This is a genomic window from Deltaproteobacteria bacterium (assembly GCA_016178705.1).
Lineage (GTDB): Bacteria > Desulfobacterota > Binatia > HRBIN30 > JACQVA1 > JACOST01.
In genome coordinates this window covers 1-25,611 of sequence record JACOST010000004.1, presented here as the reverse complement: position 1 = coordinate 25,611, position 25,611 = coordinate 1, and the positions used below count along the sequence as shown (strand labels likewise).

Genomic DNA, 25,611 nt, shown 5'->3' with positions numbered 1-25,611 from the left:
ATGCGCGTTGCGGTGGTCGGAGCCAATGGCCAGCTCGCCAGCGACTTGCTGCCGCTGCTGAGCACCCACCATACGCCGATCCCGCTCACCCACGCGGATTGCGAACTGCGCGATCACGAGGCGGTGCGCGCGCGACTCGATCGCGAGCGCCCGGACGTGGTCATCAACACCGCCGCCTTTCACCGCGTCGATGACTGCGAACAAGAAGTCGAAGCCGCCTTCGCGGTCAACGCGTTCGGCGTCTTGCAGTTGGCGCGCTGGTGCGCTGCGCACGACGCAACGTTGATCCACTTCAGCACCGACTACGTGTTCGCCGGTGACGTCGCCTCACCGCGCAGCGAGGCCGACGCAGCGGAACCGCTGAGCGTGTACGGAGCCTCGAAACTGGCGGGCGAGCATCTCGTGCGACAAGCCTGTCCGCGTCACTTCGTCATTCGTACGTGTGGACTGTACGGTCACGCCGGCAGCAGCGGCAAAGGCGGCAATTTCGTCGAGACCATGCTGCGCCTGGGGCGTGCAGGCAAGCCAATTCGCGTGGTCCACGATCAGGTGCTGACCCCGACCGCGACGGCCGATCTCGCGCCGAAGGTGTTGCAGTTGCTCGAAACCACAGCGTTCGGTCTGTATCACATCACCGACGCCGGGGCGTGCTCATGGTTCGAGTTTGCCGCCGCGGCGTTTCGGCTCGCCGGCATTGTCGCTGACCTGTCGCCGACGACGTCTGCCGCGTTTGGCGCGGCGGCGCGGCGGCCGGCCTACTCGGTGCTTCGTCATGATCGCCTGGCGGCGCTGGGTCTCGATGACTTGCCGCCTTGGCAGGACGCACTGGCGTGTTATCTGCGCGGCCGCCCGTCGTCAGTCTGATTGCACCGCGACCAGCGCCTGCTGCGCTTCTAACCAATCCGGTTCCGCTTCGGCGATCCGGGCGGCGAGTCCCCGTGCCTGCTCGCGGTGTCCGCTGTGCACGAGCAGCGAAACAATGTTCAGCAACTCGGGGTTGCGGAGCGATATGCCGGGTTCGGCCGCGGCGAGTTGGTCGACGAGACGGAAGACGGCGGGAACCGGCCCGGTCTGCTGGAGCAAGTCGCGCAGCCAGCGGCCGCGCGCGAGGGCCGCGGTTGGCAGGTCGAACCCGGCGATCTCGCGGAGGAGCATCGCGCGACTCGTATCGCCGCCGTATAAGATTAGCGGATCGTCGCCGACACTGAGATCAATGACGTTGCCGCTATTGATCCAGCCCGTCAGCTCGGGCCAGGCGCCCCCGAGCTGCACGCTGAGCGGCGCCACCAACCATCCGCGCACACCGTGCTCCAAGGCGCTCGCGAGACGTCCCGCGGGCGCTTCGGGTAGCACTTGGCGCAGCAGGCCCGGCGCGTAGAAGAGCAACGCCTCACGCGCGCCCGGCGCTGCGACCGCGTCGTCCGACCATGCGTTGTTGCCGACCACGGCAGCGACTGTGCGCCAGTCGGGTAGCGGCGTCGCCGCCGGCCCGCGGAGCACGAGCAGATTCGGCACGATGATCGCCAGTGCGACGGCGGCTCGTAGGTATGGTCGTGCGGGTGGTCGGATCAACTGCAACGGCCACTCGAACCCGCGCGCCGCGAGCAACAGGTAGAGCGGCAACAGCAGTAGGACTTGGTGAGGATCGAACGGGTGGGGGAGCTGATAGGTCACCGCCAGCGTGGTCGCAACAGTAGCGACTACGCTCATCGTGACGAGGCTCGAAGCCAGGCGCGCTTCGAATACCCCCCGCGCGACGCCCGCGGCGGCGGCGCACGCCACGGCAATCACCCACGCCGGTGACACTGGGCGGTCGTCCACCGTGAAGGCGCGCACGAGACCGGTGAAGGTGTCGGTGGTGATGTGTGGAACGTACATCACCGAGCCGCGACCGGCTTGGGCATCGAGCCACAGCCACGGAGCGAAGGCGAAGAGCGCTGCTAGTGAGGCGGCGAACAGGCGCCCGGTGGCTGGGCGAATATCTCGCTGGAACGCGGCCGCCACTGTTGCGACCACGAGTATCGCCGCCAGTACCGGTACGGCGCCGTAGTGACTGTAGAAGGCTGCGGTACTGATGGCCGCGAAGGCCAGCGTCTTCCGCCAGGTTGGTTGCTGCAGAACTCGCCACGCGCAGGTGACGAGTCCGACGACCAGCAGGCCGGCGAGTGCCGCCGCTTGCACTTCGCGCGATGCGGCGATGTGCGCGGGCGCCAGCGCGAGTAGTGCCGCGCCAACCAGTGCCGGGGCGCCGAACAAAACGCTGCCCGCGAGGCCGACGGCGAGGATCGTCGCACTGCCGAACAGAGCCGCCGATGCACGCGCCGTGGTTTCCGTACGTCCCCAGCGGTGCTGCGCGATGTGTGTGAGAATCGCCGGCAGCGGTGTGGTGCCGGTTTGTTGCGCGACAGCCGCCGGCAGTTGAGTCAGCGGTTGCTCCGCGATGAGCGCGTCGCGAATTTCGTTGAGGGAGAGTCCGACCTTGCCGAGCTGGTCAAACCGTACGGCCGCCCCTAGCACGAGCAGGCTCAGCAGTATCGTCCATTCCCACCAGCGCATCGGCTGCGCCTAGCAGAGGCCAACGCAGCCGGGCAAGCCCAGCAAGCCGAGGATGCTCAGACGACTCTCAGAACTGTTGGTGGGCGCCGTCGAGACCGTGGGCGTCATGCGGGTGCGGCACCCAGTTGGTGTCTGGCGGATGCTTGATGTGCAACGGGTCGCGCAGCATCTGCAGCACCAATCCGACCGGCAGGACGAGGATGAAGAAGAAAATGAACATGATGATGCGGGTGTTGATGACGCCGAGGACGTGCGCGAAGCGCATCCAACCATCCCACGCGCGCCGCCACAATGGCCGCGGAGGTATGCTGGTGTTGTCCGCAAGATCGATGCCTGGGTTCGAAATGGTGGTCTCGTGTTGCACAGATACTCCTTGTACGTTGATCTATTGCTGTCGGCAGTCGGTTTTGCAAGGGAAACATCCGGCGTTTCACGCTCCCGCCGGCGGGCGCGATTGCAGCACGGCACGAGCGACGGTCACATGATAGGCGATGCCCGACCACAGGCTGATCACCAACGAGATCCACAGGAAATACATTCCGCCGCCGTGGAAATCGACGCCGAGAAATCGGTAGTGGAGCAACAACCCGCAGAGCGCGAACATCTGATAGATCATCTTGTACTTGCCGAGCTCTTCGGCGCCGAGAACGACGCCCTCACCCGAGGCGATGGCGCGTAGTCCGGTGACTGCCAGTTCGCGCCCGACGATCAGAACGACCATCCACGCCGGTACGCGTGGCTGGCGGTCGAGGCACGCCAGCATCACCAGCGCGGCCATCACGATCAGTTTGTCGGCGAGCGGATCGAGAAACTTGCCGAGCGTGGTTATGATGCCGTGCCGGCGGGCGAGCCAGCCGTCGAAGAAATCACTCAAACAGGCGAGAAAGAAAACCAGCGCGGCCAACAGCGCGGCCCCGCGTCCGGTATCGGTGAGCAGCCACACCAGCACAGGAATCAGCGCGATGCGAAACAGCGACAGAAGATTCGGCAACCGCGCCATTCGCGTCGGCTACCATGACTGCAGGCGTGAGGCTAGAGCGCGGCCAGGGGGGAACTACTGCGCGCGCAGGTAGTGATCGCGGAAGCGCAGCACGCGGGCGAGGTATTCGACCGTCTCCGGATACGGTGGCACGCCGCCGTAGTTGTCGACCGCCTTCTCGCCGGCATTGTAGGCGGCGACCGCAAGCCGAATGTTGCCGCTGTAGCGATCGAGCAGCATGCGCAGATGGCGCACGCCGCCTTCGACGTTCTGCCGCGGCTCCCAGACTCGCCACACGTTGTGCCGGTGCGCCGTCGACGGCATCAGTTGCATCAGCCCCTGCGCCCCTTTGGGAGAGAGCGCTTGCGGGACGAAGTCGGATTCGGCGCGGATCACGGCCTTCACCAGCGCGGTATCGACCCCATTGCGATGGGCGGCGTCACGGATGATCTGGTCGTAGCGCTGGTAACGCTCGCGGTCGACGATCGGCCCCATCCGGCGCACCCAGCCGCTGAAGTCGGGCACGAAGGGCCGGTACGCCGGCTCGGAGGGTGCGTTGCTGAAGTGCAACACCCCGGCGCGGTCGCGATACATATAGATATCGGCGCGCGCGGCGGTGGCGCACAGGCAAACAGCGACAATGAGTAGTATGCCCCTCCGCATTGTGTCGAAGGCTACGAAGTTTTACCGGTGTGGTCAACCGATTTCTTTCTCGGCTTGCCTTGGCCGTGTACACCGTGTGATATGCGAGGCGACATCTCGCGGCTTCGGCAGGGCGGATAGGAGAGCACAGAAGGGGCGATGGACGCGGACTTTCTCGTCATCGGCGGTGGATTGGCGGGGCTGACTTTCGCTCTCGAAGCAGCGGCGCACGGGTCGGTCTTGGTGCTCACCAAGACCGGCATGCCGGAGAGCAACACCACGCATGCGCAAGGTGGGATCGCCTCGGTGTGGAGTCCCGAGGATTCGTTCGACGAGCATATCGAGGACACCATGGTCGCAGGGGCTGGCTTGTGTCATCGCGACATCGTCGAGATCGTCGTCTGCGAAGGCCCCGACCGCATCCGCGACCTCATCGCGCGCGGCATCCATTTTTCGCTGCGCCCGGGCAAGGAGGACGAGTACGACCTCGGGCGCGAAGGCGGCCACTCGCGTCGTCGCGTGCTGCACGCCTCTGATGCGACCGGCCAAGAGATCATGCGCGCGTTGGTCGAGGCGGTGCGGCGCACGCCGGCGATCACCGTGCTCGAAGATCATATTGCCATCGATCTGCTCATTGATGCCAAGTCCGATCCGTCGATCGGCACGCCGTCGTGCTGGGGCGTCTACGCGCTCGACAAGCGTACCGCTGAAATCAAAACGTTGCGCGCGCGCGCCACGGTGCTAGCGACCGGTGGGGCAGGGAAAGTGTACCTCTACACCACCAACCCGGACATCGCGACCGGCGACGGCGTCGCGTTGGCGTATCGCGCCGGCGTGCCGATCGCCAACATGGAGTTCATCCAGTTCCACCCGACGTGTCTGTTTCACCCGGCGGCGAAGTCGTTCTTGATCAGCGAGGCGTTGCGCGGCGAAGGGGCGGTGCTTCGAAGACCTGACGGCGTCGAGTTCATGAAACGTTACGACGCGCGCGCCGAGCTGGCGCCGCGCGACATCGTTGCGCGGGCCATCGACAGCGAGATGAAGGTGTACGGCTTCGAGCACGTCTATCTCGACATCACGCACAAGGGTGCCGCCTTCGTGCGCGAACGGTTTCCGACCATTCACGCGCGCTGTCTCGAGTTCGGCATCGACATCACCAGGGACCCGATTCCGGTAGTGCCGGCCGCGCACTACTGCTGCGGTGGCGTGCTCACCGATGCGGACGGAGTCACCACCGTGCGCCGGCTGTACGCCGCCGGCGAAGTGGCAATGACCGGGCTGCACGGCGCCAATCGGCTGGCGTCGAATTCGCTGCTCGAAGCCATGGTGTTCGGTCACCGATCCGCGCGCCACGCGGTCGCCTTGATTGCCGTTGATCGCGCGACCCCACCGGACCGTCCGGCGTGGAATCCGGGCGCCGCGACCGACAGCGACGAGTCGGTCGTCGTCACCCAGAACTGGGACGAGATCCGCCGGCTGATGTGGAACTACGTCGGCATCGTGCGTTCGAATCGCCGCCTGGCGCGCGCCCTCAAGCGCATCACGCTGTTGCAGGAAGAGATCCGGCAATACTACTGGGACTTCAAGGTCACCGCCGACCTGATCGAGCTGCGCAACATTGCGCTGGTTGCCGAACTGATCATCATCGCCGCCATCACGCGCAAAGAGAGCCGCGGCCTGCACTACACGATCGACTACCCGGAGCACGACGACACGCACCGGCAGCGCGATACGATCGTCACGCGCGGTGAGCAATTCGCGCCCGATCAGGAATTCCTGGCATCGCTCTACCGCCGCCGCGCGTCGGCGTGAACGAAGGAAGCGGGAATGGAGATCGCGGGACCGGGCTGCCGGCGAGCCGCAGGCGCCGCTGTGACGCGAAAGCATCCGAATGCGGATCGAGAGCGCGGCTGGCAGCGGTCCTTCCGGCCTTGAATATCCCACGCCGGTGCTCAATCGCAGCGGCTGTCTGGCGCGGGGGTACGGGATGTCATTGGATGCGCCGAATCCAAGGATGCGCCGAATCCAAAGTTGACAGCACCAACATGGCGAGGAGCAGGCATGGCTAGCAGCGACGTGGCTCCAGTGGTGTCTCGCGAAGCGGCGATCGAGAACGCAATCATGGCAAGCCCCGAGGCCATCGGATACCCTGGGGCCCTTGCGATTCGGCGCTGTCGCGTCGCGGAACCGTGTGGGTTGGTTGACCTCATCCTCCTACCCATAGCTGGTCAGACGCGCCTTGTCCTTGTTGAGGCGAAGGCGACTGCGGCACAAGATGCCGCGGCTAAGGTGGTGGGGCAGTTGCTGATGTACTACGCCGGCGCCCTGATGCTTGGTAGTGCGGGCTTAGCCTTCCTGCGGTGGTACGCTGAGCAGCATCCAGAGCGCTCACGAAGCACGACAAAGATCTCTCCAAAGGCCCTTACCGGCGGGCTTTCGCCTGGCCCGACTGCATGGGCAGCGATGTATGCCGGCACTGGCATCGCACCCGAGCAGATCCAGTTGTTTATCGCCTTAGATGGGGAACCGCATCGAGCCTTCGTGCCGACCCTTCGCGTGCTTTCACAATACCACGGCCTGTCGATTCATTACTGTGTCGTGAGGGATGGCGTTGTTACCCCAGGTGCGGTCTAACCGCTTCGAGCCGACGCCCCACCAGCCGCGCCGTGCCGCCGGCGGCTCAAGCGCGATCCGTTAACCGATCCCGATCGGAAACTTTGCGCACAACGCGATGACGTCGTCGGCGACGCGCTTGAGCGCCGATTCATCGCCGACGCTTTGCAGCGCGCGGGCGATGAGGTCGGCGATCGTTTGCATCTCTGGTTCCTTCATCCCACGGGTGGTCACTGCCGGCGTGCCGATGCGAACGCCGCTGGTGACGAACGGGGATCGGGTTTCGAACGGGACTGTGTTCTTGTTGACCGTGATGTGCGCCTGATCGAGTGTCTCTTGCGCGATCTTGCCGGTGAGTTCGCTGGCGCGTAGATCGAGCAGCATGAGGTGATTGTCGGTACCGCCGGACACTAGCTTGAACCCGTTGCGCATCAGTCCGGCCGCGAGCGCCTTGGCGTTGCTGACGATCTGTTGCTGATAGGCCTTGAAGCCAGGGCTGAGGGCTTCTTGGAACGCGACCGCCTTCGCGGCGATCACGTGCATCAGCGGTCCGCCTTGATTGCCCGGGAATACGGATGAGTTCAGGCTCTTCGCAAATGCTTCGCGGCACATGATCATGCCGCCGCGCGGGCCGCGCAGGGTTTTGTGCGTGGTGGTGGTGACGAACTCGCAATGAGGTACGGGTGAGGCGTGAATGCCGGCCGCGACCAAGCCGGCGAAGTGAGCGATGTCGGCCATGATGACGGCACCGACTTCGTCGGCGGCGGCGCGGAAGGGCACGAAGTCGATCGCGCGCGGGTAGGCGCTGTAGCCGACGACGATCATCTTGGGCCGGTGTTGACGCGCCAGCGCGCGCATCGCCTCGTAGTCGAGCCGCTCGTCCTCGCGGCGCACGCCGTACGGAATCACCTTGAAGAACTTGCCCGAGAAGTTCGCCGGGTTACCGTGAGTCAGGTGACCGCCGTGGCTGAGGTCCATCGCCAAGATCGTGTCGCCCGGACTGAGCTGGGAGAAGTACACCGCCATGTTGGCCTGCGAGCCCGAGTGCGGCTGCACATTGACATGGTCGGCGCCGAACAACTGCTTGGCGCGATCGATGGCTAGTTGCTCGGCCACGTCGACGAACTCGCAGCCGCCGTAGTAGCGCTTGCCCGGATAGCCTTCGGCGTACTTGTTGGTGAGGATCGATCCCTGCGCTTCAAGCACGGCGCGGCTGACGACGTTCTCCGACGCGATCAGCTCGAGGTTGTGCTGCTGGCGCTCGGTCTCGCGCCGGATGACGTCGAAGATTTCCGGATCGGTCTGCTGCAATGCGCTACTCATCGCTGACTACTCACGGCGGTGCCCGTCGTCTCGTGTTGAACCTGATCTCCGGGGCGATGCGGTGCGCCCGGATACGTGGCTCAGGGTTTTTTGTTGTCCTCGATGAACTTGACGACGTCGTGCACCGTGCGGATCTTTTCCGCCTGCTCGTCGGTGATTTCGAGGTCGTATTCTTCTTCGAGCGCCATCACCAACTCGACGATGTCGAGCGAATCGGCACCCAAATCTTCGATGAAGGACGCGTCCGGCGTGACCTCTTCCGGGCCGACACCGAGTTGCTCCGCTATAATGGCCTTCACCTTGTCCTCAACCGCTGACGCCATACCGCTCTCCCTCCTTGCTCACATGTAGAGGCCGCCGTTCACGCCCACCACTTGGCCGGTGATATAGCCGGCTTCCGGCTGAACGAGAAACGCGACCGCCGCGGCCACTTCTTCCGCCGTGCCGAGTCGGCCCGCCGGGATGGCCTTGAGATACTCCGCCCGCACCGTCTCGGGCAAGCGCTGCACCATTTCCGTTTCAATGAATCCGGGCGAAACGGCGTTGACGGTGATGTTGCGGGCGGCCAACTCGCGCGCCATCGACTTGGTGAAGCCGATCAGCCCGGCCTTCGCCGCCGCATAGGCGCCTTGACCCGCATTGCCCATCTCGGCGATCACCGAGGTGATGTTGACGATGCGCCCGTAGCGCGCGCGCACCATTGTGCGGGCAGCGGCCTTGGTGCAGTTGAACGCGCCGCGGAGATTCACCGCCAGCACGCGGTCCCAGTCGTCTGCCTTCATGCGCAGAATCAGCGTGTCGATGGTGATGCCGGCGTTGTTGATGAGCACATCGAGCCGCCCGCAGCGTTCGACCAACTCGGTGACTGCGGTGCCGGTCGCCTCACCATCGGCGACATCGAACTGCACGGCCTCGGCGTCGCCCGCTGCCTCCTTGATGGCACGCACACACTCATCGGCGGCTGCCTGATTGCTCACGTAGGTGATGACTACGCGCGCGCCCTGGGCGGCTAAGCGCTGTGCGATCGCGCGGCCAATGCCGCGCGAGCCCCCGGTGACCAACGCAACCTGATCGGCGAGCGGGCTCACGGGCAAACGCACTCACTCCGCGCTGCCCTCGATGACCTTGCGGCCGCGATACGAGCCGCAACGCGAGCAGGCGCGATGGCGCAAGGTCGGTTCGCCGCAGTCCGGGCAGGTCGACAGCGCTGGCGCCGTCAACGCGTCGTGTGCGCGCCGCTGGTTTTTCTTTGAGTGAGAGGTCTTCCGTTTCGGAACTGCCATGGGTGTGAACTCCTTCTGATTGATGGCAGCGAGGGCTGCCCGCCGGATTTGGACGCTTAGGGATGAACTTTCAGTGTACGCAATACGGCCAATCGAGGATCGCCGCGTTCCTCGTGGCAGTCACACGGTGTCAGGTTGCGGTTGACGCCGCACTGCGGGCACAGGCCGGCGCATTCTTCGCGGCACAGCGGTCGGGTCGGCAACGCGAGCATGATCTGTTCGTGCAGCAGCGGCGAGAGGTCGATCTCGTCGCCTTCGTAGTAACTCAGATCGGTGTCGTCGGCTTCCAATTCGCGTCCCTCGCCGAGTTCACGGTGCGGCGTGTAGACGAAAGAAAAATCGAGCGCGAGCGGGAACGTATACTCTTCAAGGCAACGCGAGCAACGGCCGATGATGTCGCCATCGACGCGACCTCCGAAGAAAAGGTCGTCGCCGGCGCGATAGCATGACACGGTGACCGGCAGCAGCGCCGGCAGGCGGAAATCTTGCACAGGCTCCGCCAGCAAGCGGGCGAGCTCCTGGGTCGGCTCGTCAAAGCGCCGCTCCTTGGCCGCGGCCTCGATATCGCGAACGTGAAATTTCACACGGGTATCCCAGGTGGAAAAGCGCGGGAAAGGTACCGAACGGACCCGCCAAGGTCAAGGCGGGTGAATGTGCGATGTGCAGGAAAGCTCAAGCCGACAGCCTTGGGGAGTCCACTTCAGTGGACTTGGTTTCGATTCAGCCAGGGAATTTATTCCCTGGCGGTACTCGCGCGGGGCTCAGTCACCCTTTCTCCGCGGCGGTGCGCTCGAGCCGGCGGACGCGACGGAACAGCTCCGGCAGACGGGGCAGGGCGGCCGAAATGCGCCGCCACACCTGCATCTCGACCGCCGGATAGCCGCCGACCGTAACCCCGGCGGCCACATCGTTCGGGACACCACTTTGGGCCGCGATCTGCGCTCCATCGCCAATGGTGAGGTGGCCGGCACTGCCGGCCTGTCCGCCCATCCGTACGAACCGCCCCACTCTGGTGCTGCCCGAGATGCCGACCTGCGCGGCGAGCATCGCGCCCGATCCGACGTCGCAGCCGTGCGCAATCATCACGAGGTTGTCGATCTTGGCGGCGCGGCGAATGATGGTGTCGCCGACGGCGGCGCGATCGATGGTCGCGTTGGCCCCGATCTCGACCTCGTCCTCGATCACCACCCGACCGGTCTGTGGGATCTTCATGATCTGCCCGTGTTCGTCAGCAGTGTAGCCGAACCCATCGCCGCCGATCTTGGCGCCGCTCTGCAGCGTAACGCCGTCGCCGATGTGGACCCGCTCGCGCACGCTGACGAACGAATGGGCGGTAAAGTTCCGTCCGATGATGACGTCTTCCGCGATCACGACATGGGCGGCGATTTGAGCGCCGGCGGCAATCGTGGTGCGTTCGCCGATGACGACGTACGGTCCGATCGCGGCGTTAGCGCCGATCGTCGCGTTGGTCGCCACGACGGCGGTTGGGTGAACGCCAGGGATGAAGTGCGGTGGTTGATAGAACAGGCCCAACGCCTTGGCGAACGCGAGGTACGGATCGGCGGCGCGGAGGGACGGGATTGCCACCTCGTCAGCACTGGTCGCGAGAATGATGGCCGACGCTCGGGTCGTGGTGAGAAATTGCCCGTAGCGTGGGTGCGCGAGGAAGGTGAGTTGGCCCGGGCCGGCGTTTTCGATCGGGGCGGTGCCGGTGATCTCTACCGCGCCGTCGCCGCGCAGCTCACAGCCGATTCGTTGCGCGATCTCCACGAGTTTCATTGCGCACACCTCCACTTTGCGCGCGGACCTTAGCGAGGCCGCCCAAACCGCGCAAATCGCGCAAATCGCGCGAATCGCTTCGTCGTTCGTGGCAAGCTGGGCGCCGCGAGTTCGTTGCGTGGCCGATAATGCTGTGTTACGACCGCCGCCGGAGTGACGAATGCCGCAACCGGATTTTGACAAGCGCGGTGGCTTGCTGACCGTGATCACGCAGGACGCCGACAACGGCGAAGTGCTCATGCTCGCCTACATGAACCGCGAGGCGTGGGAGCGCACGTTGGCCACCAAGACCGCGTGCTACTACAGCACGTCGCGCCAGAGTTTGTGGGTGAAAGGTGAGAGTTCCGGCAACACCCAGGAAGTCGTCGAAGTGCGCGTCGATTGCGATGCGGACGCCGTGTTGCTGAAGGTGCGCCAGCGCGGCCCAGCATGTCACGAAGGGTACCGCAACTGCTTCTTTCGCCTAGTCGAACCGACCGGTTGGCGCGTTACCGCCGAGCGCTTGCGCGATCCGGCCGAGATGTACCCGGGAAAAGCCGGTTGATCGAAGCATGAGTCTCCTGAAGTTAGGTGTGCCCAAGGGTAGTCTCGAAGGGACGACCATCGAGTTGTTCCGCAAGGCCGGGTGGAAGATCAGCATCAGCGACCGTAGCTACTTCCCGCGCATCGACGACGACCAGATCCGCTGCTCGTTGGTGCGCGCGCAGGAGATGTCTCGCTACGTCGAGGATGGCACGTTCGACGTGGGCATCACCGGCAAGGATTGGATTCTCGAAAACAACTCGAAGGTCGAAGTGATCTGCGACCTGGTATACTCCAAGGCGAGCTTCCGCCCGACCCGTTGGGTGCTGGTGGTGCCGGAGCAGTCGCCGGTGCGGAGCGCCAAAGACCTCAAGGGTAAACGCATCGCGACCGAGTTGGTCAACTACACCAAGCGCTACTTCGCCGAGCAGAACATTCCCGTCGAAGTGGAGTTCTCGTGGGGCGCCACCGAAGCCAAGGCGGCTGACGGACTGGTCGATGCCATCGTCGAGGTCACCGAAACCGGCTCGACGTTGCGCGCCAACGCGCTGCGTGTGGTGTGCGAACTGTTCGAATCCAACCCGCAAGTCATCGCCAATCGCGCCGCCCTCGCCGATCCGTGGAAGCGCGAAAAGATCGAGCAACTCAGCCTGCTGCTGCAAGGCGCGCTGGCGGCGGAAGACAAGGTCGGCATCAAGATGAACGTGCCGAAGGCCAACCTCCAGGACGTCATCGCGATGATCCCCAGTCTGACCGCCCCGACGGTGTCGCCGCTGTTTCAGACCGGGCAGTTGCACGGGATCGAGTGGTACGCCGTCGAGAGCGTGATCAGCGAGCCGGTGGTGCGCGAGTTGATTCCGAAGCTGATCAAGCATGGGGCTGTGGGCATCATCGAATATCCGCTCAACAAGGTGATCTGATGGCGTGTCGATTTTTAGCAGTGTTGGTCCTTCTCGTGGCGTGCAGCGGTTGCAGCAAACAGGATGTCGAAGCGCGCGGGCGCGACGCAGCGGTGAAGATCAAGGCATCGATCCCCGATGTCGAGTCGATTGCGCTGGAGCAGAAGGCAAGTGCTGCGGACATCAAGGCGGTGCAAGAGCAGCTCGCTCGGCTCAACGAGTATCAAGGCGACGCCGACGGCAAGATCGATTCGGTCACCGTCAATGCGATCGAGGCGTTTCAGCGAACCCAGGGGCTGAAGGCCAACGGACTGCTGACGGACGACACCAAGAAGCACCTGCAGGAAGCCGCCGCGCACGCGAAACCGGTCGCGCCCGCAAAAGCGGTCACCAACGCAGACGGATAGTCGGGCAAAAAAAAAAGGGGAGCGTGTCCGCTCCCCGTTCATCGTCACGCGCAACAACTATCTCAGCCCGCGTTCGCCTCTTCGGCTTCGGGGCCGAGCCCTTCCAGGAACGAACCCTTCTCGCCGGCCGGCATGATGTAGATGCCTTCCCAGCCGCACACCTCTTCGCACAGCTTGCACCCGACGCAGCTACTCTCGTTCACCTCGACGTTGCCGAGGTACTCGGGGCCGTTGTTGGGTGACGGGTAGATGCAGTCGAACGGACACACATCGATACACACGCCGCAGCCGTTGCAGTTGTCGGGGTGGACGATGGCAATCGGGCGCTCGTGCTTCTTCAGCACGTGGGTGACGTTACCGTAGGTGTCGAGAATCGCGTCGTCGGGGCAGATGACGCCGCACGCGCCGCAATCGATGCACAGCGCAGGCTCGATGAAATAGACCATGCGCGGCGCGCCGCTGATGGCCTTCGTGGGACACCGCTGCTCGCAGGCGGTGCAGCCGGTGCAGTCCTCAGCAATGATCGTAAACGGCATGCGAAGCTACTCCTCGCCTCTAGTCCTGCATCTTGCGGAGGATCTCGTCTTCGCGGCCTTGATCGATCAGCTCGTCGTTTTTGCGTGCCTCGCGGAAGCCAATGAAGGTGAAGAACATGACCAAGAACATCATGCCGACGATCGGAATGTTGTCCGGCGCCAACGCGATTTCCAAAAATAGGCTGATGGCCGATTGCTCGTGCATGCTGATTTCCGCTCCGTTCGCGAACGGTACCAACGGGTCCCAAGCTTGTCAACGCGGGTCCGTGGGTACGGCGAATGGCAACGACCCCCAGTCATCCTGAACGAAGTGAAGGATCTCTCTCTCTTGAGCCGACCGTGCAGAGAGAGGCTTCGCCTCCGGCTCAGCATGACGTTCGGTTGGAGCGCTCACTCAGGTTCAGTTTACTCCTGCGGCGCTGTTGTAGCGTCGCTTGCACGACTGGCGGTGGGAACACCCACAACAGCGCCTTGTCGCAAAGAACGTGTCGAAGTAGAGCTTGCCAAGTTCGTAGCGCCGATTGGTCACCATCGCGTTTCCCCAGTCGATGATCCCAGTGAGGCGACCGTTCTCGACGTACGCGTGGTTTGCGACCAAGTCGCCGTGATGTAGCGTACTCCGATGCCCGATCGCGACGTCGCCGCCACCTTCGTTCGGTGGACGTTCATGCGGGCAATCTTCCACCGCGGCTGGTGGCTCGTCACCAGTCTCTACCTCGTCGTCGACGCCAACCTATCCCCGTTCCAGCTCGTGTTCATCGGCACCGCGCAGGGCCTCACTGCGCTGGCGTTCGAGATCCCAACCGGGGTCATGGCCGACACGATCAGCCGCAAGTGGTCGATCGTGATCGCGCATCTCGTGATGGGTACCGGCATGCTGGTCACCGGGCTCGTCACGACTTTCCCCGCACTCGTGGCGACGCAGATGTTGTGGGGGCTGGCTTGGACGTTCTCAAGCGGTGCCGACGTCGCGTGGCTTACGGATGAGCTCGACCGACCCGAGCGCACGGCCGCAGTGTTGACGGCGAGTGCTCGCTGGGAGCAGGTTGGAGCGGCCACCGGCCTAGTCGGGTTCGGCGCGCTGGCCTGGGCAACCAACCTCGCCACGTCGATCGTGGTCTCCGGTCTCGCAATGCTAGCGCTGGGGTTGTTCGTCGTGGCGCGGTTCACCGAACACCACTTCACCCCAACCCGCGAACACCGTTGGCGGAAGTCGGTGTCGATCTTCCGCCGTGGGGTCGACCTCGCGCGCCGCGATCACGAGATCCTGCTCGTCTTCGCCGCGACGATCCTCGTGAACGGTGCCGCGGAAGCGTTCGGTCGGTTGTTCCCCAAGCGGCTCGTCGAGCTCGGCTTCCCCGAAAGACCCGCTCCGATCGTGTGGCTCACCGCCCTCGGTCTCGTCACCTTGGCGGTCGGCGCGCTCGCGCTCCGTATCGTCGAGGCGCGCATCGACGGCGTGGGCGTCGGCCGGCGCGTGTATTCGGCGGCGTGCATCATCGGTGCGCTCGGCCTGATCGTGCTCGCCGTGGCGCCCGACGACATCACCGCAATGGCGGGCGTGCTGCTCGTGAGCGGCATCTCGTTGACCGTGACCCGTTGCGTCAGCGTGATCTGGGTCAACCGGCGCGCCACCAGCGACGTGCGCGCGACGGTGCAATCCTTCCTCGCCCAGGCCGAGTACTTCGGCGAGATCTCTCTCGGAATCGCGCTCGGCATCCTCGCCCAGGCGACCAGCATCGCGGTCGCTATGATGGGCTCCTGCGCACTCATTGCGTGCGCCGGCGCGCTGGTCGTTCGATCGCGCGCCGAGCGATGACATCGTCGACGGTGATCGCGCCAACCCCAATTCGCGAACCCTTGGACTGTTCCTAGCCGTATTGGTTCGCCACGTTGATGCTGATCGCCTTCAACGCTTCCATCGGCGTGATCCGCTGATCCGATCCGATGACCACACCGTCTCGGGAGATCCGATTGACTGCCGTCCAGATCACGAACATCAAGAGCGCGCGTTCTTTTCTGCGCGTCGTTCGGTGAGCGGCTTGTCGGGTAGCCTAACAGCGAGATGCTGCATAGATACTGCTGAATCCTTCACGCCACGAGCGGATACGCGGCTCCCACTGGAGTTCGCGCTTGGCTTTGGCATTCGATGCGCCGCGTTGTTCATTCATGATGTACACCAGCATGTCGCCGAGCTTCTGCCGAGCGAGAGCCTCGTCCATGTGAGTGGGCGCGGGCGCGTCGAGGAGCTTGGCGGCGAACGGCAGCCACTCACTCAATCGCGCTGGCGAGTCATCCACGATGTTGTAGATGCCTTGCCCATCATGCGTCAGCGCCTTCACCGTTGCTGCGGCGGCGTCATGCAGGTTGATGAACGAATAGGTTCCGGCGCCCGCGCCAACTATCGGCATCTTGCCCATGCGAATGGCGCGCGGAATCGCCGCTTCGGGATCGTAGTTGGTTCCGGGGCCGTAGAACCATCCGTAGCGGAGGACAATAGCGGCCATTCCGTTCGCTTCGAGCGTTTGACGCTCAAGCGATGCGATGGCCTCAGCCAAGGGTCGGATTGCCGGAGGTGCATCGAGATACAGCGGGGTATCCTCGTCGGTAAGTCCGCTGCCGCCCGGTGAACAAATGAACGAAATGCTCTGCGCGATGAATCGTCGCGCGCCAGCGGCGTGCGCGGCGGAAACAAGATTGCGCGTGCCTTCGGTGCGCACCCGGATAGTTTCCGCCAACGGATCGGCGTCCTTGGCTCCAAACGCGGTGAGCTGGTGGATGACGACCTCCGGTTCGGCCTCGACGACCAATGCAGCGAGACGCACCGGGTCGTACACGTCGCCGACGACCGCTACGGCGCCCATCCGTTCGAGCTGCGACGCGCGATCGGCGGAGCGGGTAAGCGCTACGACCTTGTGCCCTGCGCTCGCGAGCAATGGCATGAGTACGCGCCCGATAGCACCTGTACCGCCAGCGATGAATATCTTCATCGAATCTTCAACCCTCCGCGCAGGTAATGATGCTCGCTTGGCCTTGTAGATCGTCTTTCCTTCCTTGATCGTCTCGACGACCTTGATGTCCTTGATCGTCATGGGATCTACCGTCAGCGGATTCTTGTCGAGAATCACGAGATCGGCGAGCTTGCCGGGCTCCAGCGAACCTTTGGACTGTTCCTCACCGTATTGGTTCGCCACGTTGATGGTGATCGCCTTCAACGCTTCCATCGGCGTGATCCGCTGATCCGGCCCGATGACCACGCCGTTTCGCGAGATCCGATTGACTGCCGTCCAGATCACGAGCATCTGATCGAGCGGCGTAACGACGAAGTCGGTGTGATTGGTGGGCCGCAGTCCCTTGTCGATGGCGGCCCGCATCGGGCTGAGGAAGAACGTCTGCTCCTTGCCGCGGTTCAGGAGGTGCGTATCGGCGAAGTAGTACGCGTGTTCGGTGAAGAACGACGGCGTCATCTTGTAGGCGACGTACTTGTCCAACTGGTCGGGCCGGACCATTTGCGAGTGGATGACGGTGACGTGGCGCTGCTTGGAGAGATCACCGGCCGCGGCGTACTCGTGCGCCCGCAAGAGCATGTCGATCGCGGCATCGCCATTGGCGTGAGCGTTCAGAGGCAGACCGAAGTCGTAGACCTTCTTGACGAAGGCCTTCACGTAGTCCTCGGGGAATCCGGGCTCGCCTTTCCAGTTCTTCTCACCACCCGGGCCGCCGGTCAGGTACGGCGTGGTGAAGCAGGCGGTCTTGCCCTGGATCGAACCGTCGAGGGTGATCTTGGCGCCGCCGAGCTTCACGCGGTTGACGTACTTGCCCCACGTGTTGACCGGGTTCTTCTCGATCACCGCATCGAAGTCGGTGACGAACGGGTAGGCCACCACATCGATGCTGTTGGCACCCGCGGCGGCGGCGCGCTGCATCAGCGCAAGCTCCGACGCGTGCGTGGCGCCCTCTTGCGCGGTAGTGATGCCGGCTGCGGCGTAGAGCATCTGGCCGGCACGACTCCACGCGACTTCCTGCTCGGCGTTCGGCTTGGGCAGTGAAGCAAAGATCGGCAGGAAGGCCGTCTCCATCAGCAAGCCCGCCGGTTCGTTGGAACCCGCTTTGCGAAGAATGATTCCGCCCGGCGGGGTCTTGGTCTTTGCGGAAATCCCGTACTGCTTCATCGCCGCCGAGTTCAGGACGGCACCGTGCATCGACACATGCCCCACCAGCACGGGATTGTCCGCGAAGTCGAGATCGAGATCATCGCGAGTCAGCCCAACCCCGTTCGGCATCGCGTTGTCATCGTAGCCGTAGGCTTGAATCAACTCGCCCTTGTGGACCTTCTGCTCGTCGCGGAATTTCTTGATCTCGGCAACGATGCTGGGAATGTCCTTGCCGGGTCCGGCCGGCGGCGCGAAGACGTTGACCTGATTGGCCACGGAGAGCGCGCTGAAGTAGTGGCTGTGAGGGTCGAGGAAGCCAGGCAGCAAGGTCTTGCCGGCAAGGTCGACGACGGTCGTGGTCGCTCCTTTGTGCGCGCTGTCAATCTGGCTGCGCGCACCGATGGAGAGAATCTTGCCGTCCTTCACCGCAACCGCCTCCACTGTAGGCTGGGCGTCGTTGATGGTGATGATGTCGCCACCCGTGTAGATCGTGTCTGCAGACGGGCCGCGTTTAGTTGCGCTGCACCCTGTGGCAACTGCCACGCTTGCCACAACCGCTAGGATCAGGATCGGTCTGATTGTCATTTCCATCCTCTTTTGTGGTGGAGAGTGCTCCAATCATTCCGGCAGCGCTGTCGCAAGCCCCGCCCACGGACCCCGAGCAATCGCCGCGAGGACTTCGCCATCACCGCACTGGTGAAGATGCCGGCTTGGAGTGCCCATGAACCAACGCGTGTCGTCATTCCCGCAGTTTTTTGAGCGGGAATCCATCCGGTCCGCCACACGCCCCTGGATGCCCGCTAGAAGATTGCGGGCATGACGGACGACTGGAGTGTTCGTTCATTGGCTTGAGCTGCGAGGGTCCTTCGCATCATCACGCGCTTCTCATTTCGAAAACAGGCGGTGCATTCCATCGATGGACTCAGGGCCATACGAGACCACGCCAACCGGAACGGCTACTCGATCGCCTCGATGATCTTCCCAGCCCATACGGGACTGAAGCCTCCGCACAGTTCGATGAGCTGGATGCCCTCGGCTACCATCTCTTTGGCTGCCGCTACCCGTCGCGGGGATGACTGACGCCCACCACCTTCATCGAGAACGTGTCCGTCCCTGGCTGGCAGCGGCTTTTGCCCGCCGCTCGGCTCGAACAGTGGGCAGACTGCTCAGAACCCTTCAGAAGGGACCGAGAAATCACCTCGATCAGCTGCGGGGGGAGTTGGTGCGATAACTGCGCGGCCTACCCTCCTAGGTGAGCTGCGATGCTCCGTAGCTGCAGCTTCACGGACACGCCGGTGATTCGCTCAAAGCGCCGCGCGAGGCCAGGCACAAGAGGCTCCCACAATCTGGCGACGGGGTTGCCCACAGCGTCAACTCGATTCTTGGCGACGACTGCTATCAAGCGCAGGCAGTGTAATGCTTCATGCCAGTGAAGCGACACGTCATCGATGTGGTGGAAGCGCGCATAGGCAGCTCCGAATATCCGAGCCGCACGCCGTCCGAGAGCTTGGACCACTGGTCGCACTGCCGCGGACATCTGGCCCGGCACGAAGCTGAGCAACACGGCGGTGCGCGCCACGTCGAACTCGTTATCGGCAACGGTGGCGAGCTCCCAGTCGAGCACGGCGGTGATCTCGCTTTCTACGGCAAGGAGGTTGAAGGCGTGGAGGTCGCCGTGACAGACAACCGGCCGAGCGGGTGGAGCTGGTCTGTGTTTGAGCAGCCAGTTGAGGCCGGTCATGCCGCCGGAGAGATTGGGAACCTGGGACTCAATTTCCCGTAGCACCGCATCGGCTCCAAGCGGTGCTGCGGCACAGCCGGAAGCTGTGAGCTGATCGAGGACAACGCGCGCATCCAGAGCGTGCAATGCCGCCATCGTGTCGGCGAGCACAAAAGGGATGCGCTGGAACGCCCGCCACGCGCTGCGAGGCCCAGAGACGGTCACGGGGTAGAGGCCACGCGCGCGGTCCATGACCACGAACGGCCGGCCAAGTCCGGCGGCCGAGTCACCACTCATGCGCACGCGGGGTGCCGGAAAGCCGAGGTCGGCCACCGCTCGCTGAATGACCGCCTCACGCACTGCGGCGCTGTCGTCGTGCATGAGGCGAACGACAAGCGCGCCGTCGAGTCCGTCAGGCGGGTTGGCGAGGCGAAATGCAAAGAGGTCAGCCGAGTACCCGCCCGACAATCGCTGGGGCGCCTCGGCATATGCGAGGTCATCGCGACGAACGATTGTGTTGAGCACCGACAAGAGGCGTTCGATGGGTGCAGAATCAGGACTGTCGCGCATCAGCGCCGGCTCCAATCTGTAGTCGGCTAACGGATTGCCGCTGAGCGGCCGGCGCGCTCCGACGCGTGCGACAACCGAGCTTCGTGGCCGGTCCGCTCGAGCGGCTTGGGCGGCGCCACCGGACTACTTGTGCCGCTGAACAAGGTCAACTCCGTTCCCCGCTGGATCAGAGAGATTCGCCACGTCATGGCGGCCGATTGGTTCAAGTTCGTTGCGCCTGATCTCCCCATCCAGACGGCCACCTGCAGCGAGCACGCGCTCAACCGCCTGGTCGATGTTGTCCACGATCAAGTCGAGATGAACGGGCGTCCAATGACGGCGATAGTCACGAGTGATGAGGCCGGCGGTTCCCGCCGGGAGCTTCATGATCCAAAAGGTCTGTTCCTTCAGCTTCACCCGGGCCCAGTCGGGGTGGCGCTCGACCAAGGCAAGGCCAAGGCCTCGGCAGTAGAACTCGACTGCGCGATCTACGTCGTCAACGTCTATGGTGATCTCGAGTCTCACTGCTCGGTGCCTCGCGCAGCCCAACTACAATTCGGCTGCGGCGGACCTGCTGGCCGCACTGATGTACTCGTTCCGATCATTCTAGCTGTAGTTCTTGAGCTGCGGCCAGATCTCCCGCAGCGGCCGGCGCGGCGCGCGGCAAACGTAGACGGTCTTCCTGCGCACCACTGGCATGCAGTATTCACAGTCGATCGCTTGCACGGGTGTGACGACGCCGAACCATTCACTCAATCGATCCGCGGAGCTGGAGACGGCGAGCATCACCTCGCCGGAGTACGGCTCGGGCCCCCACAGCCAGTAGTTATTGTGCGTGCCGATGGCGTGCGGCAGTCCGGTGTGAGATCCGAAAAAGTTGATCGCACCTGCTTCTCCAAAGGTCTCGGTCAGGATGCCGGCCCGCATCTGCTCATCTGGTGAGAGCCGTGCGTACGCCTGCGCGACCGCGTCAGTCAACTCGTACCAGCCAAACTGGAAGCCGAACTGCGGCGGCATCGCCCCTTCGTCGAACTCCGTCTGCAGGCGCGACATACCGAGCGTGCGCTCGTAGGCCAGGAAGCGCTCGGGTCGCAACACCGGGAGAGCGAACGGTGCCGAGAACGCCCCGGCGACGACGATGAGGGCCGCCGTCGCGGCGGGCAACCATCTCCACCTGCGCCGCCGTGCCAGGCGCTCGACGGCGAGGGCACCCGCGGCAAAGACGATGGGGTACGCCGGCGCCAAGTAGTACGGCCGCGCCGCACCGCTGCTCATGAGCAGCAGGAAGACCGTGATCCAGATCCAGGCCAAGAGGCAATACGGCCGCCCGGCGGGGCTGCCGAAGTACTGTACGAGTCCGGCGCCGCTGAGCAGCGCCAGCACCGGATGCATGGCGCGGATCTGCTCGCGCATGAAGGCGAGCGGCGGCTTCTGGGCCATCACGTCACCCATCCCGGTGCGCATGAACTCCAACGTCGGCCAGTGGTGCTGCGCTTGCCAAAGGAGGTTCGGCATCGATACCAGCGCCGCGACCAACCCACACAGCCAGGGCCACGGCGTAAGCAGCCAGCGCCGTTGCGGGGTGAGGATAAGACCGACCGCCACGCCCATGCCGAGCCAGATCACGCTCCACTTATTGAGCAAGCCGACACCGAGGACGACACCGAGCGCTAGCCACAGCCGCGGGTCGGCGCCGTTGAGGAGCCGGAGCAGCAGATAGGCGGCCAGCGTCCAAACGGCGAGGTCGATGGCGTTCATGGAGTAGTAGCCGGTGGTGAACAGCACGACCGGCGAGACGAGGACTGCCAACCCTGCAAGCCCTTGGGCGGCGCGACCGCCGCCCAACTCTCGGCTCATCAGCCCGGCGAGTACGATGGCCGTCGCGCCCGCCAGCGCTGCCGTGAACCGCAGCGCGAGCAGCGAATCGCCGAGAACCGCACGCACCGCACCGAGCGCCGCGATCGAGAACGGCGGGTGATCGACGTACCCCCAGGCGAGTCGGTTCGAGCAGTCAAGAAAATAGAGCTCGTCGGCACTGTAGCCGTAACCGATCATCACAGTCGACGCGACGTGGAGCGCGAGCTTGAGTACGGCCAGGCTGAGCAGCAGCCGCCAAGCAGGTGGCGGCAGAGCAAGGCAGTTCGCAGATCCTTCGATGGACAACGTCATGCCCTTATGGCGCATCGCAACTGCGGGCCGAACGGTTTAACGACGAGCCGCGCGTCTTTTGCGTCGGCTGCATTGCTTTGATGTTGGGCGGCGACGGGTCGCGTTCACGGTCCGTTTTCCAGACTGATCAGGCCCTTACGACACGGGATACGGGCCGTCCGCAAACTCACGATCATGATACCCCTTCGACCCGACCGCATGCGCCAGCGGACTCCGGGGGGCGTCCCCTGTTCTCAGGCAATCGATGATTCGCCGGAAGTCATACCGGGGCTGCCAACCCAGTTCCCGCCGCGCACGCTCATTCACGTACACCCGCTCGATGCCGGGGAACATCTTCCAACCGCGACGAGCGTACTCCTCTGCGTACTCCGGGACCCGCCGTTCTACCACCTGTGAGGCGTTCAAACGCAAGTCGGCTAGGTCGTCGGGCTGGAAGGGCGTTGTCGCGCTGATGATGTATCGCCCGAAGCCGATCGATGGGGCCTTCTCGATGGCGAGCACATGAGCGTCAACGACATCTTGGAGGTCCACTCGCCGGTAGAGATACTCGTTCGCCTTGACGTTGTCGTCGTCGTAAACCCTACGGACCGTCGGATCGTCGTCCACCTCCGGGAAGAACCGCGACGTCCGCAGGACGAGGCACGCGAGCCGGTGGCGGCGGTGAAACAACTCACACAAATCCTCGGCCGCCGTCTTGGTCACGCCGTAAATGTTCTTGGGGACGGGTCGCACGTCCTCGGTCACCCACGCCGCGGGCGCACCCGGCGGCGGCGTCAGCGCCCGCCCGAACGCGCTGGTCGTACTCGTGAAGATGAAGGACGAGACGCCGGCCGACACCGCTTCCTCGAGAAGGTTGAGCGTGCCGGTAATGTTGATATCGACGAAGTCCTGTCGGGTGTGGGTGGCGACGTGTGGCTTGTGCAGGGTCGCCGCGTGAATGACGGCGTCCACGCCCTGCACGCACTGCTGCACGAAGTCGCGGTCGGTGATCGTCCCCACGCTCCCAGTGAAGGGCGACGCCGTTCGGTCGAGGCCGACGACTTGGTGTGTCGTGCCCTGCATGGTGCGAACCAGGGCCTCGCCGAGATGCCCACTGCTACCCGTGACCAAGATTTTCATGGTGCATCAACTCCCTCGACGACCGCAGGGGACCATGGCAATTACGCTTCCTGCCCTTGCGCTGTCCTGCGGCCCAACGCTTTGCATCAGCCGCGGCCGAAGGCCGTCGGCTGCATGCCGGAGTTATGCCCCAGAGCATCACGAATCCCGGAGGGAGCCCAGACGTTCGACTTAGTTCGGCGCAACTTCGCCAAGCAGAGGCCTTGGTACTCCTCTAGCCACGCCACTATGCCGTCGAAATCCCGCCCCTCAACCAGCCATCTCGTGTCCCTGAGAAACTGTTCCGCAGGCGCAGAGAACCATGCCGTCGTCGCTAGTATCCCTCGCGGGCATCCCCCTAACGGAAGTCTGGGATCAGCGTGTCCAATAACTACACCGGCCAGCTGCCTCACAACACCGACGCCGACTCGTCTCCTAGGACCGTATCGCTTGCATTCGATCAGGAATTTGAGAGTCCCGTCGGTGTTATCAAGTGCGAGCACATCCGCACCTCCATCGCGCGTCCGCTTCGTCAGGACGGGATGTAGCCCGAATGAATGAACTAGTTCCGCAACGAGCTCCTCGAACTCGCGCGGTTTCAGTTCGTAGAGGCGGGCGGGGGATCGGAGGAATTCACTGAAGAGTTTGCGATCGAGAACGCGCGCGATCTCTACGATTCCTTGGTCGTCAGGGTCGTCGCCAAGTGCGCCGAGATCGAAAGTCGACAACAACGCAAAATACGATTCGGGAACCGGCGTGCCGTCCTGCCACCGACAACGAGCCGCGGAATCCCTAAGGTTAGCCGCCTCTTGCAGCATCCTGCGTCGAAATACTTCAGCCCTACCTTTGAACGGGACCGTCCACACCCCCGTGAGGCGCCAGCCTTCGAAATTCGCTGCGGCAGCCTGAGCGGCGGCTTCGAGCGCCGCCCTAGCGTTGGCGGCGCTTGCCGCTCGGGCGGCAAACTCGGCGGCGAGTGGTCCGCAGGCTACATCGGGGGCGCCAATTGCGGCCTCTCGCATCCACACGGATCTCGCCTCTTCGGCGACTTCCAGCGCTTCCGGCGCCGGGGTCCCTGAAGCCGCTGCTTGTGACGCAAGCCTCAGCGCTCTTTCTGCGACACCACCATCGTCAAATGGGTTGTGGACTGTCGCACGACGGGCACACCTCAACGCGAACGCAACGGCTGCCGTCCGAGGCAACGGCTCGCACGCGGAGAGAACGTCGCGGGCGACCTCATCGTAGTTGCTCATCGCGCCCACCTTAGGCTCGTCAGGGCGTCGCCACGACGCACTCGCCTTGTGGGGCTGTTACGCAGTGCCATTGGGGTGGTGCTCCCTCCATCGAGAAGCGGCATAACGCTATCCCGATGAGCCGCGCCCGCTTTTGGCGTCGGTCTCGATCGGGTTGTTAGGTGAACTCCCACCCGTGCCGCGATGCAGCGCTCGCAGGAGCGCTCCGAGAAGTTCGATCCTTTTGGCGCGCAATAGCTTGCTGCCACCCGCAAACGAAGACTGGATCGCTCCGAGTTTCATGTTTCCCAGAGTCCAAAGGGAAGACTCCTCCAAGCGAGGAACCACGAAGACACCAGCGCCACTAAGGCCGCACGGAGGGACTTCCGGCAGCGGCGCACCATCTGACGAGGAGGCTATGTCTTTCGGATCATACCCGATGAAGACGTCCACCGTCTCGTCAACCGGTGTCTTGAGAGCGTCACGGTCGGGGTGTGGTTTCCGAGAGGACACGTTCGCGACGTAGAGAAAGGGACCCGGTTTCAGGATGACGGGCGAATCGGACAATACAGAAACCATTCTCCACGGGAACCCAAGAATGGCCACGAGTGCGCCAGGTCGCAAATCCGCGCTGCTGCATTCCGCCCAAGGGACCGGTGTCACTCTGAGCCGAGCAGCCATGTCTCCAGGTACTCGAATTACTGCGACGTCCTCGCGGGGGATCTCGTCTGCGGAACGCGGCTCGACCAGCGCCCGATGGAAACCCTTTGCGGCAATTCCGGGTGGGCCAGCCTGCGCGGTCGCGAGGCGAAGAGTGTCCCAATCGCGAATGTCGGACAGGCAATGACTTGCGGTGGCGAGAAACAAATCGCCGGAAAACTCGACAAATGTCCCGCTAAACTGATTGGTGCCCTGATCGCTTGCGAGGATTGCAACGGAGTCGCGGATGCGCTCCTTGACGGCTTCAAACATTTCTTGCTTCACAGCACTGCTTGCCATCTCTGGTTCACCTAACGAGCTTGTAGAAAAACCATTTGGCCGCATGGCCTCCGTCTCGGGAGGCGCTGATCGTGGATTGGGTGAATCATTCGCTGTGGTCGGTCGGTCTGTTTCCGACGTGGCGTCGTGCTTGGCTGCGGATCGTCCGGGT

The 25,611-nt window shown here is 63.7% G+C and carries 27 protein-coding genes; 7 read left to right on the top strand and 20 right to left on the bottom strand.

All coding sequences use genetic code 11. From position 1 onward, the window contains the following. A complete protein-coding gene (rfbD, locus tag HYR72_01735) occupies positions 1-864 on the top strand; it encodes a dTDP-4-dehydrorhamnose reductase (GenBank protein ID MBI1813678.1) in 864 nt (287 codons plus the stop codon). Here the strand turns inward: rfbD and HYR72_01730 are convergent. The 4 genes from HYR72_01730 to HYR72_01715 form a co-directional block, all read right to left on the bottom strand. Next, positions 856-2,556 carry a glycosyltransferase family 39 protein gene (locus HYR72_01730; protein ID MBI1813677.1) on the bottom strand — a complete coding sequence of 567 codons (1,701 nt, stop codon included), beginning with the start codon at positions 2,554-2,556 and terminating at the stop codon, positions 856-858. The genes rfbD and HYR72_01730 overlap by 9 nt on opposite strands. A gap of 67 nt (positions 2,557-2,623) precedes the next feature. Then, positions 2,624-2,920 (bottom strand): hypothetical protein, encoded by a 297-nt coding sequence (locus tag HYR72_01725; protein MBI1813676.1) that lies wholly within the window; start codon positions 2,918-2,920, stop codon positions 2,624-2,626. A gap of 66 nt (positions 2,921-2,986) precedes the next feature. After that, complete coding sequence (gene pgsA, locus HYR72_01720; protein MBI1813675.1) at positions 2,987-3,556, bottom strand: CDP-diacylglycerol--glycerol-3-phosphate 3-phosphatidyltransferase; 570 nt, start codon at positions 3,554-3,556, stop codon at positions 2,987-2,989. Positions 3,557-3,610: 54 nt separating this feature from the next. Further along, on the bottom strand, positions 3,611-4,198 hold the full coding sequence (locus HYR72_01715; protein MBI1813674.1) for a lytic transglycosylase domain-containing protein: 588 nt from the start codon (positions 4,196-4,198) through the stop codon (positions 3,611-3,613). 138 nt (positions 4,199-4,336) lie between these two features. Between HYR72_01715 and nadB the strand changes: the two genes are divergently transcribed. Both nadB and HYR72_01705 read left to right on the top strand, forming a co-directional pair. Beyond that, positions 4,337-5,989: an L-aspartate oxidase gene (nadB, locus tag HYR72_01710; GenBank protein ID MBI1813673.1), complete on the top strand. Its 1,653-nt coding sequence runs from the start codon at positions 4,337-4,339 to the stop codon at positions 5,987-5,989. A gap of 249 nt (positions 5,990-6,238) precedes the next feature. Next, positions 6,239-6,811: a hypothetical protein gene (locus HYR72_01705; GenBank protein ID MBI1813672.1), complete on the top strand. Its 573-nt coding sequence runs from the start codon at positions 6,239-6,241 to the stop codon at positions 6,809-6,811. A 60-nt stretch (positions 6,812-6,871) separates the two neighbouring features. Here the strand turns inward: HYR72_01705 and HYR72_01700 are convergent, their stop codons facing one another. The 6 genes from HYR72_01700 to lpxD form a co-directional block, all read right to left on the bottom strand. Beyond that, on the bottom strand, positions 6,872-8,113 hold the full coding sequence (locus HYR72_01700; protein ID MBI1813671.1) for a serine hydroxymethyltransferase: 1,242 nt from the start codon (positions 8,111-8,113) through the stop codon (positions 6,872-6,874). Between the two features lie 80 nt (positions 8,114-8,193). Next, a complete protein-coding gene (acpP, locus tag HYR72_01695; protein MBI1813670.1) occupies positions 8,194-8,436 on the bottom strand; it encodes an acyl carrier protein in 243 nt (80 codons plus the stop codon). Positions 8,437-8,454: 18 nt separating this feature from the next. Next, positions 8,455-9,201 (bottom strand): 3-oxoacyl-[acyl-carrier-protein] reductase, encoded by a 747-nt coding sequence (fabG, locus tag HYR72_01690; GenBank protein MBI1813669.1) that lies wholly within the window; start codon positions 9,199-9,201, stop codon positions 8,455-8,457. 12 nt (positions 9,202-9,213) lie between these two features. Continuing rightward, positions 9,214-9,396 (bottom strand): 50S ribosomal protein L32, encoded by a 183-nt coding sequence (gene rpmF, locus HYR72_01685; protein MBI1813668.1) that lies wholly within the window; start codon positions 9,394-9,396, stop codon positions 9,214-9,216. A gap of 56 nt (positions 9,397-9,452) precedes the next feature. Continuing rightward, the gene (locus HYR72_01680; GenBank protein MBI1813667.1) at positions 9,453-9,980 is read right to left on the bottom strand and encodes a DUF177 domain-containing protein; all 528 of its coding nucleotides are present in this window, start codon (positions 9,978-9,980) and stop codon (positions 9,453-9,455) included. 181 nt (positions 9,981-10,161) lie between these two features. After that, positions 10,162-11,175: a UDP-3-O-(3-hydroxymyristoyl)glucosamine N-acyltransferase gene (gene lpxD, locus HYR72_01675; protein ID MBI1813666.1), complete on the bottom strand. Its 1,014-nt coding sequence runs from the start codon at positions 11,173-11,175 to the stop codon at positions 10,162-10,164. 160 nt (positions 11,176-11,335) lie between these two features. Here lpxD and hisI point away from each other — a divergent pair, with 160 nt between their 5' ends. The 3 genes from hisI to HYR72_01660 are packed head-to-tail and all read left to right on the top strand — an operon-like array spanning position 11,336 to position 13,003. After that, entirely contained in the window at positions 11,336-11,719 is a 384-nt protein-coding gene (hisI, locus tag HYR72_01670) for a phosphoribosyl-AMP cyclohydrolase (GenBank protein MBI1813665.1), read from the top strand. Between the two features lie 7 nt (positions 11,720-11,726). Continuing rightward, complete coding sequence (locus HYR72_01665) at positions 11,727-12,617, top strand: ATP phosphoribosyltransferase (protein MBI1813664.1); 891 nt, start codon at positions 11,727-11,729, stop codon at positions 12,615-12,617. Continuing rightward, the gene (locus HYR72_01660) at positions 12,617-13,003 is read left to right on the top strand and encodes a peptidoglycan-binding protein (GenBank protein MBI1813663.1); all 387 of its coding nucleotides are present in this window, start codon (positions 12,617-12,619) and stop codon (positions 13,001-13,003) included. Before HYR72_01665 ends, HYR72_01660 begins: the two co-directional genes overlap by 1 nt. A gap of 62 nt (positions 13,004-13,065) precedes the next feature. On the opposite strand, the gene HYR72_01655 is transcribed toward HYR72_01660, so the two are convergent. From HYR72_01655 to HYR72_01645, 3 genes are all read right to left on the bottom strand, one after another. Next, entirely contained in the window at positions 13,066-13,539 is a 474-nt protein-coding gene (locus HYR72_01655; protein MBI1813662.1) for a 4Fe-4S binding protein, read from the bottom strand. A 19-nt stretch (positions 13,540-13,558) separates the two neighbouring features. Continuing rightward, a complete protein-coding gene (locus tag HYR72_01650) occupies positions 13,559-13,744 on the bottom strand; it encodes a hypothetical protein (protein MBI1813661.1) in 186 nt (61 codons plus the stop codon). 195 nt (positions 13,745-13,939) lie between these two features. Beyond that, entirely contained in the window at positions 13,940-14,224 is a 285-nt protein-coding gene (locus HYR72_01645; protein MBI1813660.1) for a phosphotransferase, read from the bottom strand. On the opposite strand from HYR72_01645, the gene HYR72_01640 reads away from it, so the two are divergent. Next, the gene (locus tag HYR72_01640) at positions 14,162-15,358 is read left to right on the top strand and encodes an MFS transporter (GenBank protein MBI1813659.1); all 1,197 of its coding nucleotides are present in this window, start codon (positions 14,162-14,164) and stop codon (positions 15,356-15,358) included. The two genes, HYR72_01645 and HYR72_01640, sit on opposite strands and share 63 nt — an antisense overlap. Before the next feature lie 235 nt (positions 15,359-15,593). On the opposite strand, the gene HYR72_01635 is transcribed toward HYR72_01640, so the two are convergent. The 7 genes from HYR72_01635 to HYR72_01605 all read right to left on the bottom strand — a co-directional run bounded on the left by HYR72_01635 (position 15,594) and on the right by HYR72_01605 (position 25,460). After that, the gene (locus tag HYR72_01635) at positions 15,594-18,278 is read right to left on the bottom strand and encodes an amidohydrolase family protein (protein MBI1813658.1); all 2,685 of its coding nucleotides are present in this window, start codon (positions 18,276-18,278) and stop codon (positions 15,594-15,596) included. 655 nt (positions 18,279-18,933) lie between these two features. Further along, a complete protein-coding gene (locus HYR72_01630) occupies positions 18,934-19,983 on the bottom strand; it encodes a phosphotransferase (GenBank protein MBI1813657.1) in 1,050 nt (349 codons plus the stop codon). Positions 19,984-20,106: 123 nt separating this feature from the next. Continuing rightward, positions 20,107-20,487, bottom strand: coding sequence for a VOC family protein (locus HYR72_01625; GenBank protein ID MBI1813656.1), 381 nt, complete (start codon positions 20,485-20,487; stop codon positions 20,107-20,109). An 81-nt stretch (positions 20,488-20,568) separates the two neighbouring features. After that, positions 20,569-22,131: a glycosyltransferase family 39 protein gene (locus tag HYR72_01620; protein ID MBI1813655.1), complete on the bottom strand. Its 1,563-nt coding sequence runs from the start codon at positions 22,129-22,131 to the stop codon at positions 20,569-20,571. 135 nt (positions 22,132-22,266) lie between these two features. Then, positions 22,267-23,250 carry an NAD(P)-dependent oxidoreductase gene (locus HYR72_01615; protein MBI1813654.1) on the bottom strand — a complete coding sequence of 328 codons (984 nt, stop codon included), beginning with the start codon at positions 23,248-23,250 and terminating at the stop codon, positions 22,267-22,269. A gap of 86 nt (positions 23,251-23,336) precedes the next feature. Beyond that, positions 23,337-24,482, bottom strand: coding sequence for a restriction endonuclease (locus HYR72_01610; GenBank protein MBI1813653.1), 1,146 nt, complete (start codon positions 24,480-24,482; stop codon positions 23,337-23,339). Between the two features lie 108 nt (positions 24,483-24,590). Next, positions 24,591-25,460, bottom strand: coding sequence for a trypsin-like peptidase domain-containing protein (locus HYR72_01605; protein MBI1813652.1), 870 nt, complete (start codon positions 25,458-25,460; stop codon positions 24,591-24,593). Between the last annotated feature and the right edge of the window lie 151 nt (positions 25,461-25,611).

Coding starts and splice junctions, on each gene's coding strand:
- HYR72_01705 (MBI1813672.1), top strand. CDS start 6,239: ATGGCTAGCAGCGACGTGGCTCCAGTGGTGTCTCGCGAAGCGGCGATC.
- HYR72_01700 (MBI1813671.1), bottom strand. CDS start 8,113: ATGAGTAGCGCATTGCAGCAGACCGATCCGGAAATCTTCGACGTCATC.
- HYR72_01610 (MBI1813653.1), bottom strand. CDS start 24,482: ATGAGCAACTACGATGAGGTCGCCCGCGACGTTCTCTCCGCGTGCGAG.
- lpxD (MBI1813666.1), bottom strand. CDS start 11,175: ATGAAACTCGTGGAGATCGCGCAACGAATCGGCTGTGAGCTGCGCGGC.
- rfbD (MBI1813678.1), top strand. CDS start 1: ATGCGCGTTGCGGTGGTCGGAGCCAATGGCCAGCTCGCCAGCGACTTG.
- HYR72_01615 (MBI1813654.1), bottom strand. CDS start 23,250: ATGAAAATCTTGGTCACGGGTAGCAGTGGGCATCTCGGCGAGGCCCTG.
- HYR72_01630 (MBI1813657.1), bottom strand. CDS start 19,983: ATGCGCGACAGTCCTGATTCTGCACCCATCGAACGCCTCTTGTCGGTG.
- HYR72_01640 (MBI1813659.1), top strand. CDS start 14,162: ATGCCCGATCGCGACGTCGCCGCCACCTTCGTTCGGTGGACGTTCATG.
- HYR72_01650 (MBI1813661.1), bottom strand. CDS start 13,744: ATGCACGAGCAATCGGCCATCAGCCTATTTTTGGAAATCGCGTTGGCG.
- HYR72_01665 (MBI1813664.1), top strand. CDS start 11,727: ATGAGTCTCCTGAAGTTAGGTGTGCCCAAGGGTAGTCTCGAAGGGACG.
- HYR72_01605 (MBI1813652.1), bottom strand. CDS start 25,460: ATGGCAAGCAGTGCTGTGAAGCAAGAAATGTTTGAAGCCGTCAAGGAG.
- HYR72_01660 (MBI1813663.1), top strand. CDS start 12,617: ATGGCGTGTCGATTTTTAGCAGTGTTGGTCCTTCTCGTGGCGTGCAGC.
- acpP (MBI1813670.1), bottom strand. CDS start 8,436: ATGGCGTCAGCGGTTGAGGACAAGGTGAAGGCCATTATAGCGGAGCAA.
- nadB (MBI1813673.1), top strand. CDS start 4,337: ATGGACGCGGACTTTCTCGTCATCGGCGGTGGATTGGCGGGGCTGACT.
- rpmF (MBI1813668.1), bottom strand. CDS start 9,396: ATGGCAGTTCCGAAACGGAAGACCTCTCACTCAAAGAAAAACCAGCGG.
- HYR72_01655 (MBI1813662.1), bottom strand. CDS start 13,539: ATGCCGTTTACGATCATTGCTGAGGACTGCACCGGCTGCACCGCCTGC.
- hisI (MBI1813665.1), top strand. CDS start 11,336: ATGCCGCAACCGGATTTTGACAAGCGCGGTGGCTTGCTGACCGTGATC.
- HYR72_01730 (MBI1813677.1), bottom strand. CDS start 2,556: ATGCGCTGGTGGGAATGGACGATACTGCTGAGCCTGCTCGTGCTAGGG.
- HYR72_01715 (MBI1813674.1), bottom strand. CDS start 4,198: ATGCGGAGGGGCATACTACTCATTGTCGCTGTTTGCCTGTGCGCCACC.
- HYR72_01635 (MBI1813658.1), bottom strand. CDS start 18,278: ATGACAATCAGACCGATCCTGATCCTAGCGGTTGTGGCAAGCGTGGCA.
- HYR72_01620 (MBI1813655.1), bottom strand. CDS start 22,131: ATGACGTTGTCCATCGAAGGATCTGCGAACTGCCTTGCTCTGCCGCCA.
- pgsA (MBI1813675.1), bottom strand. CDS start 3,556: ATGGCGCGGTTGCCGAATCTTCTGTCGCTGTTTCGCATCGCGCTGATT.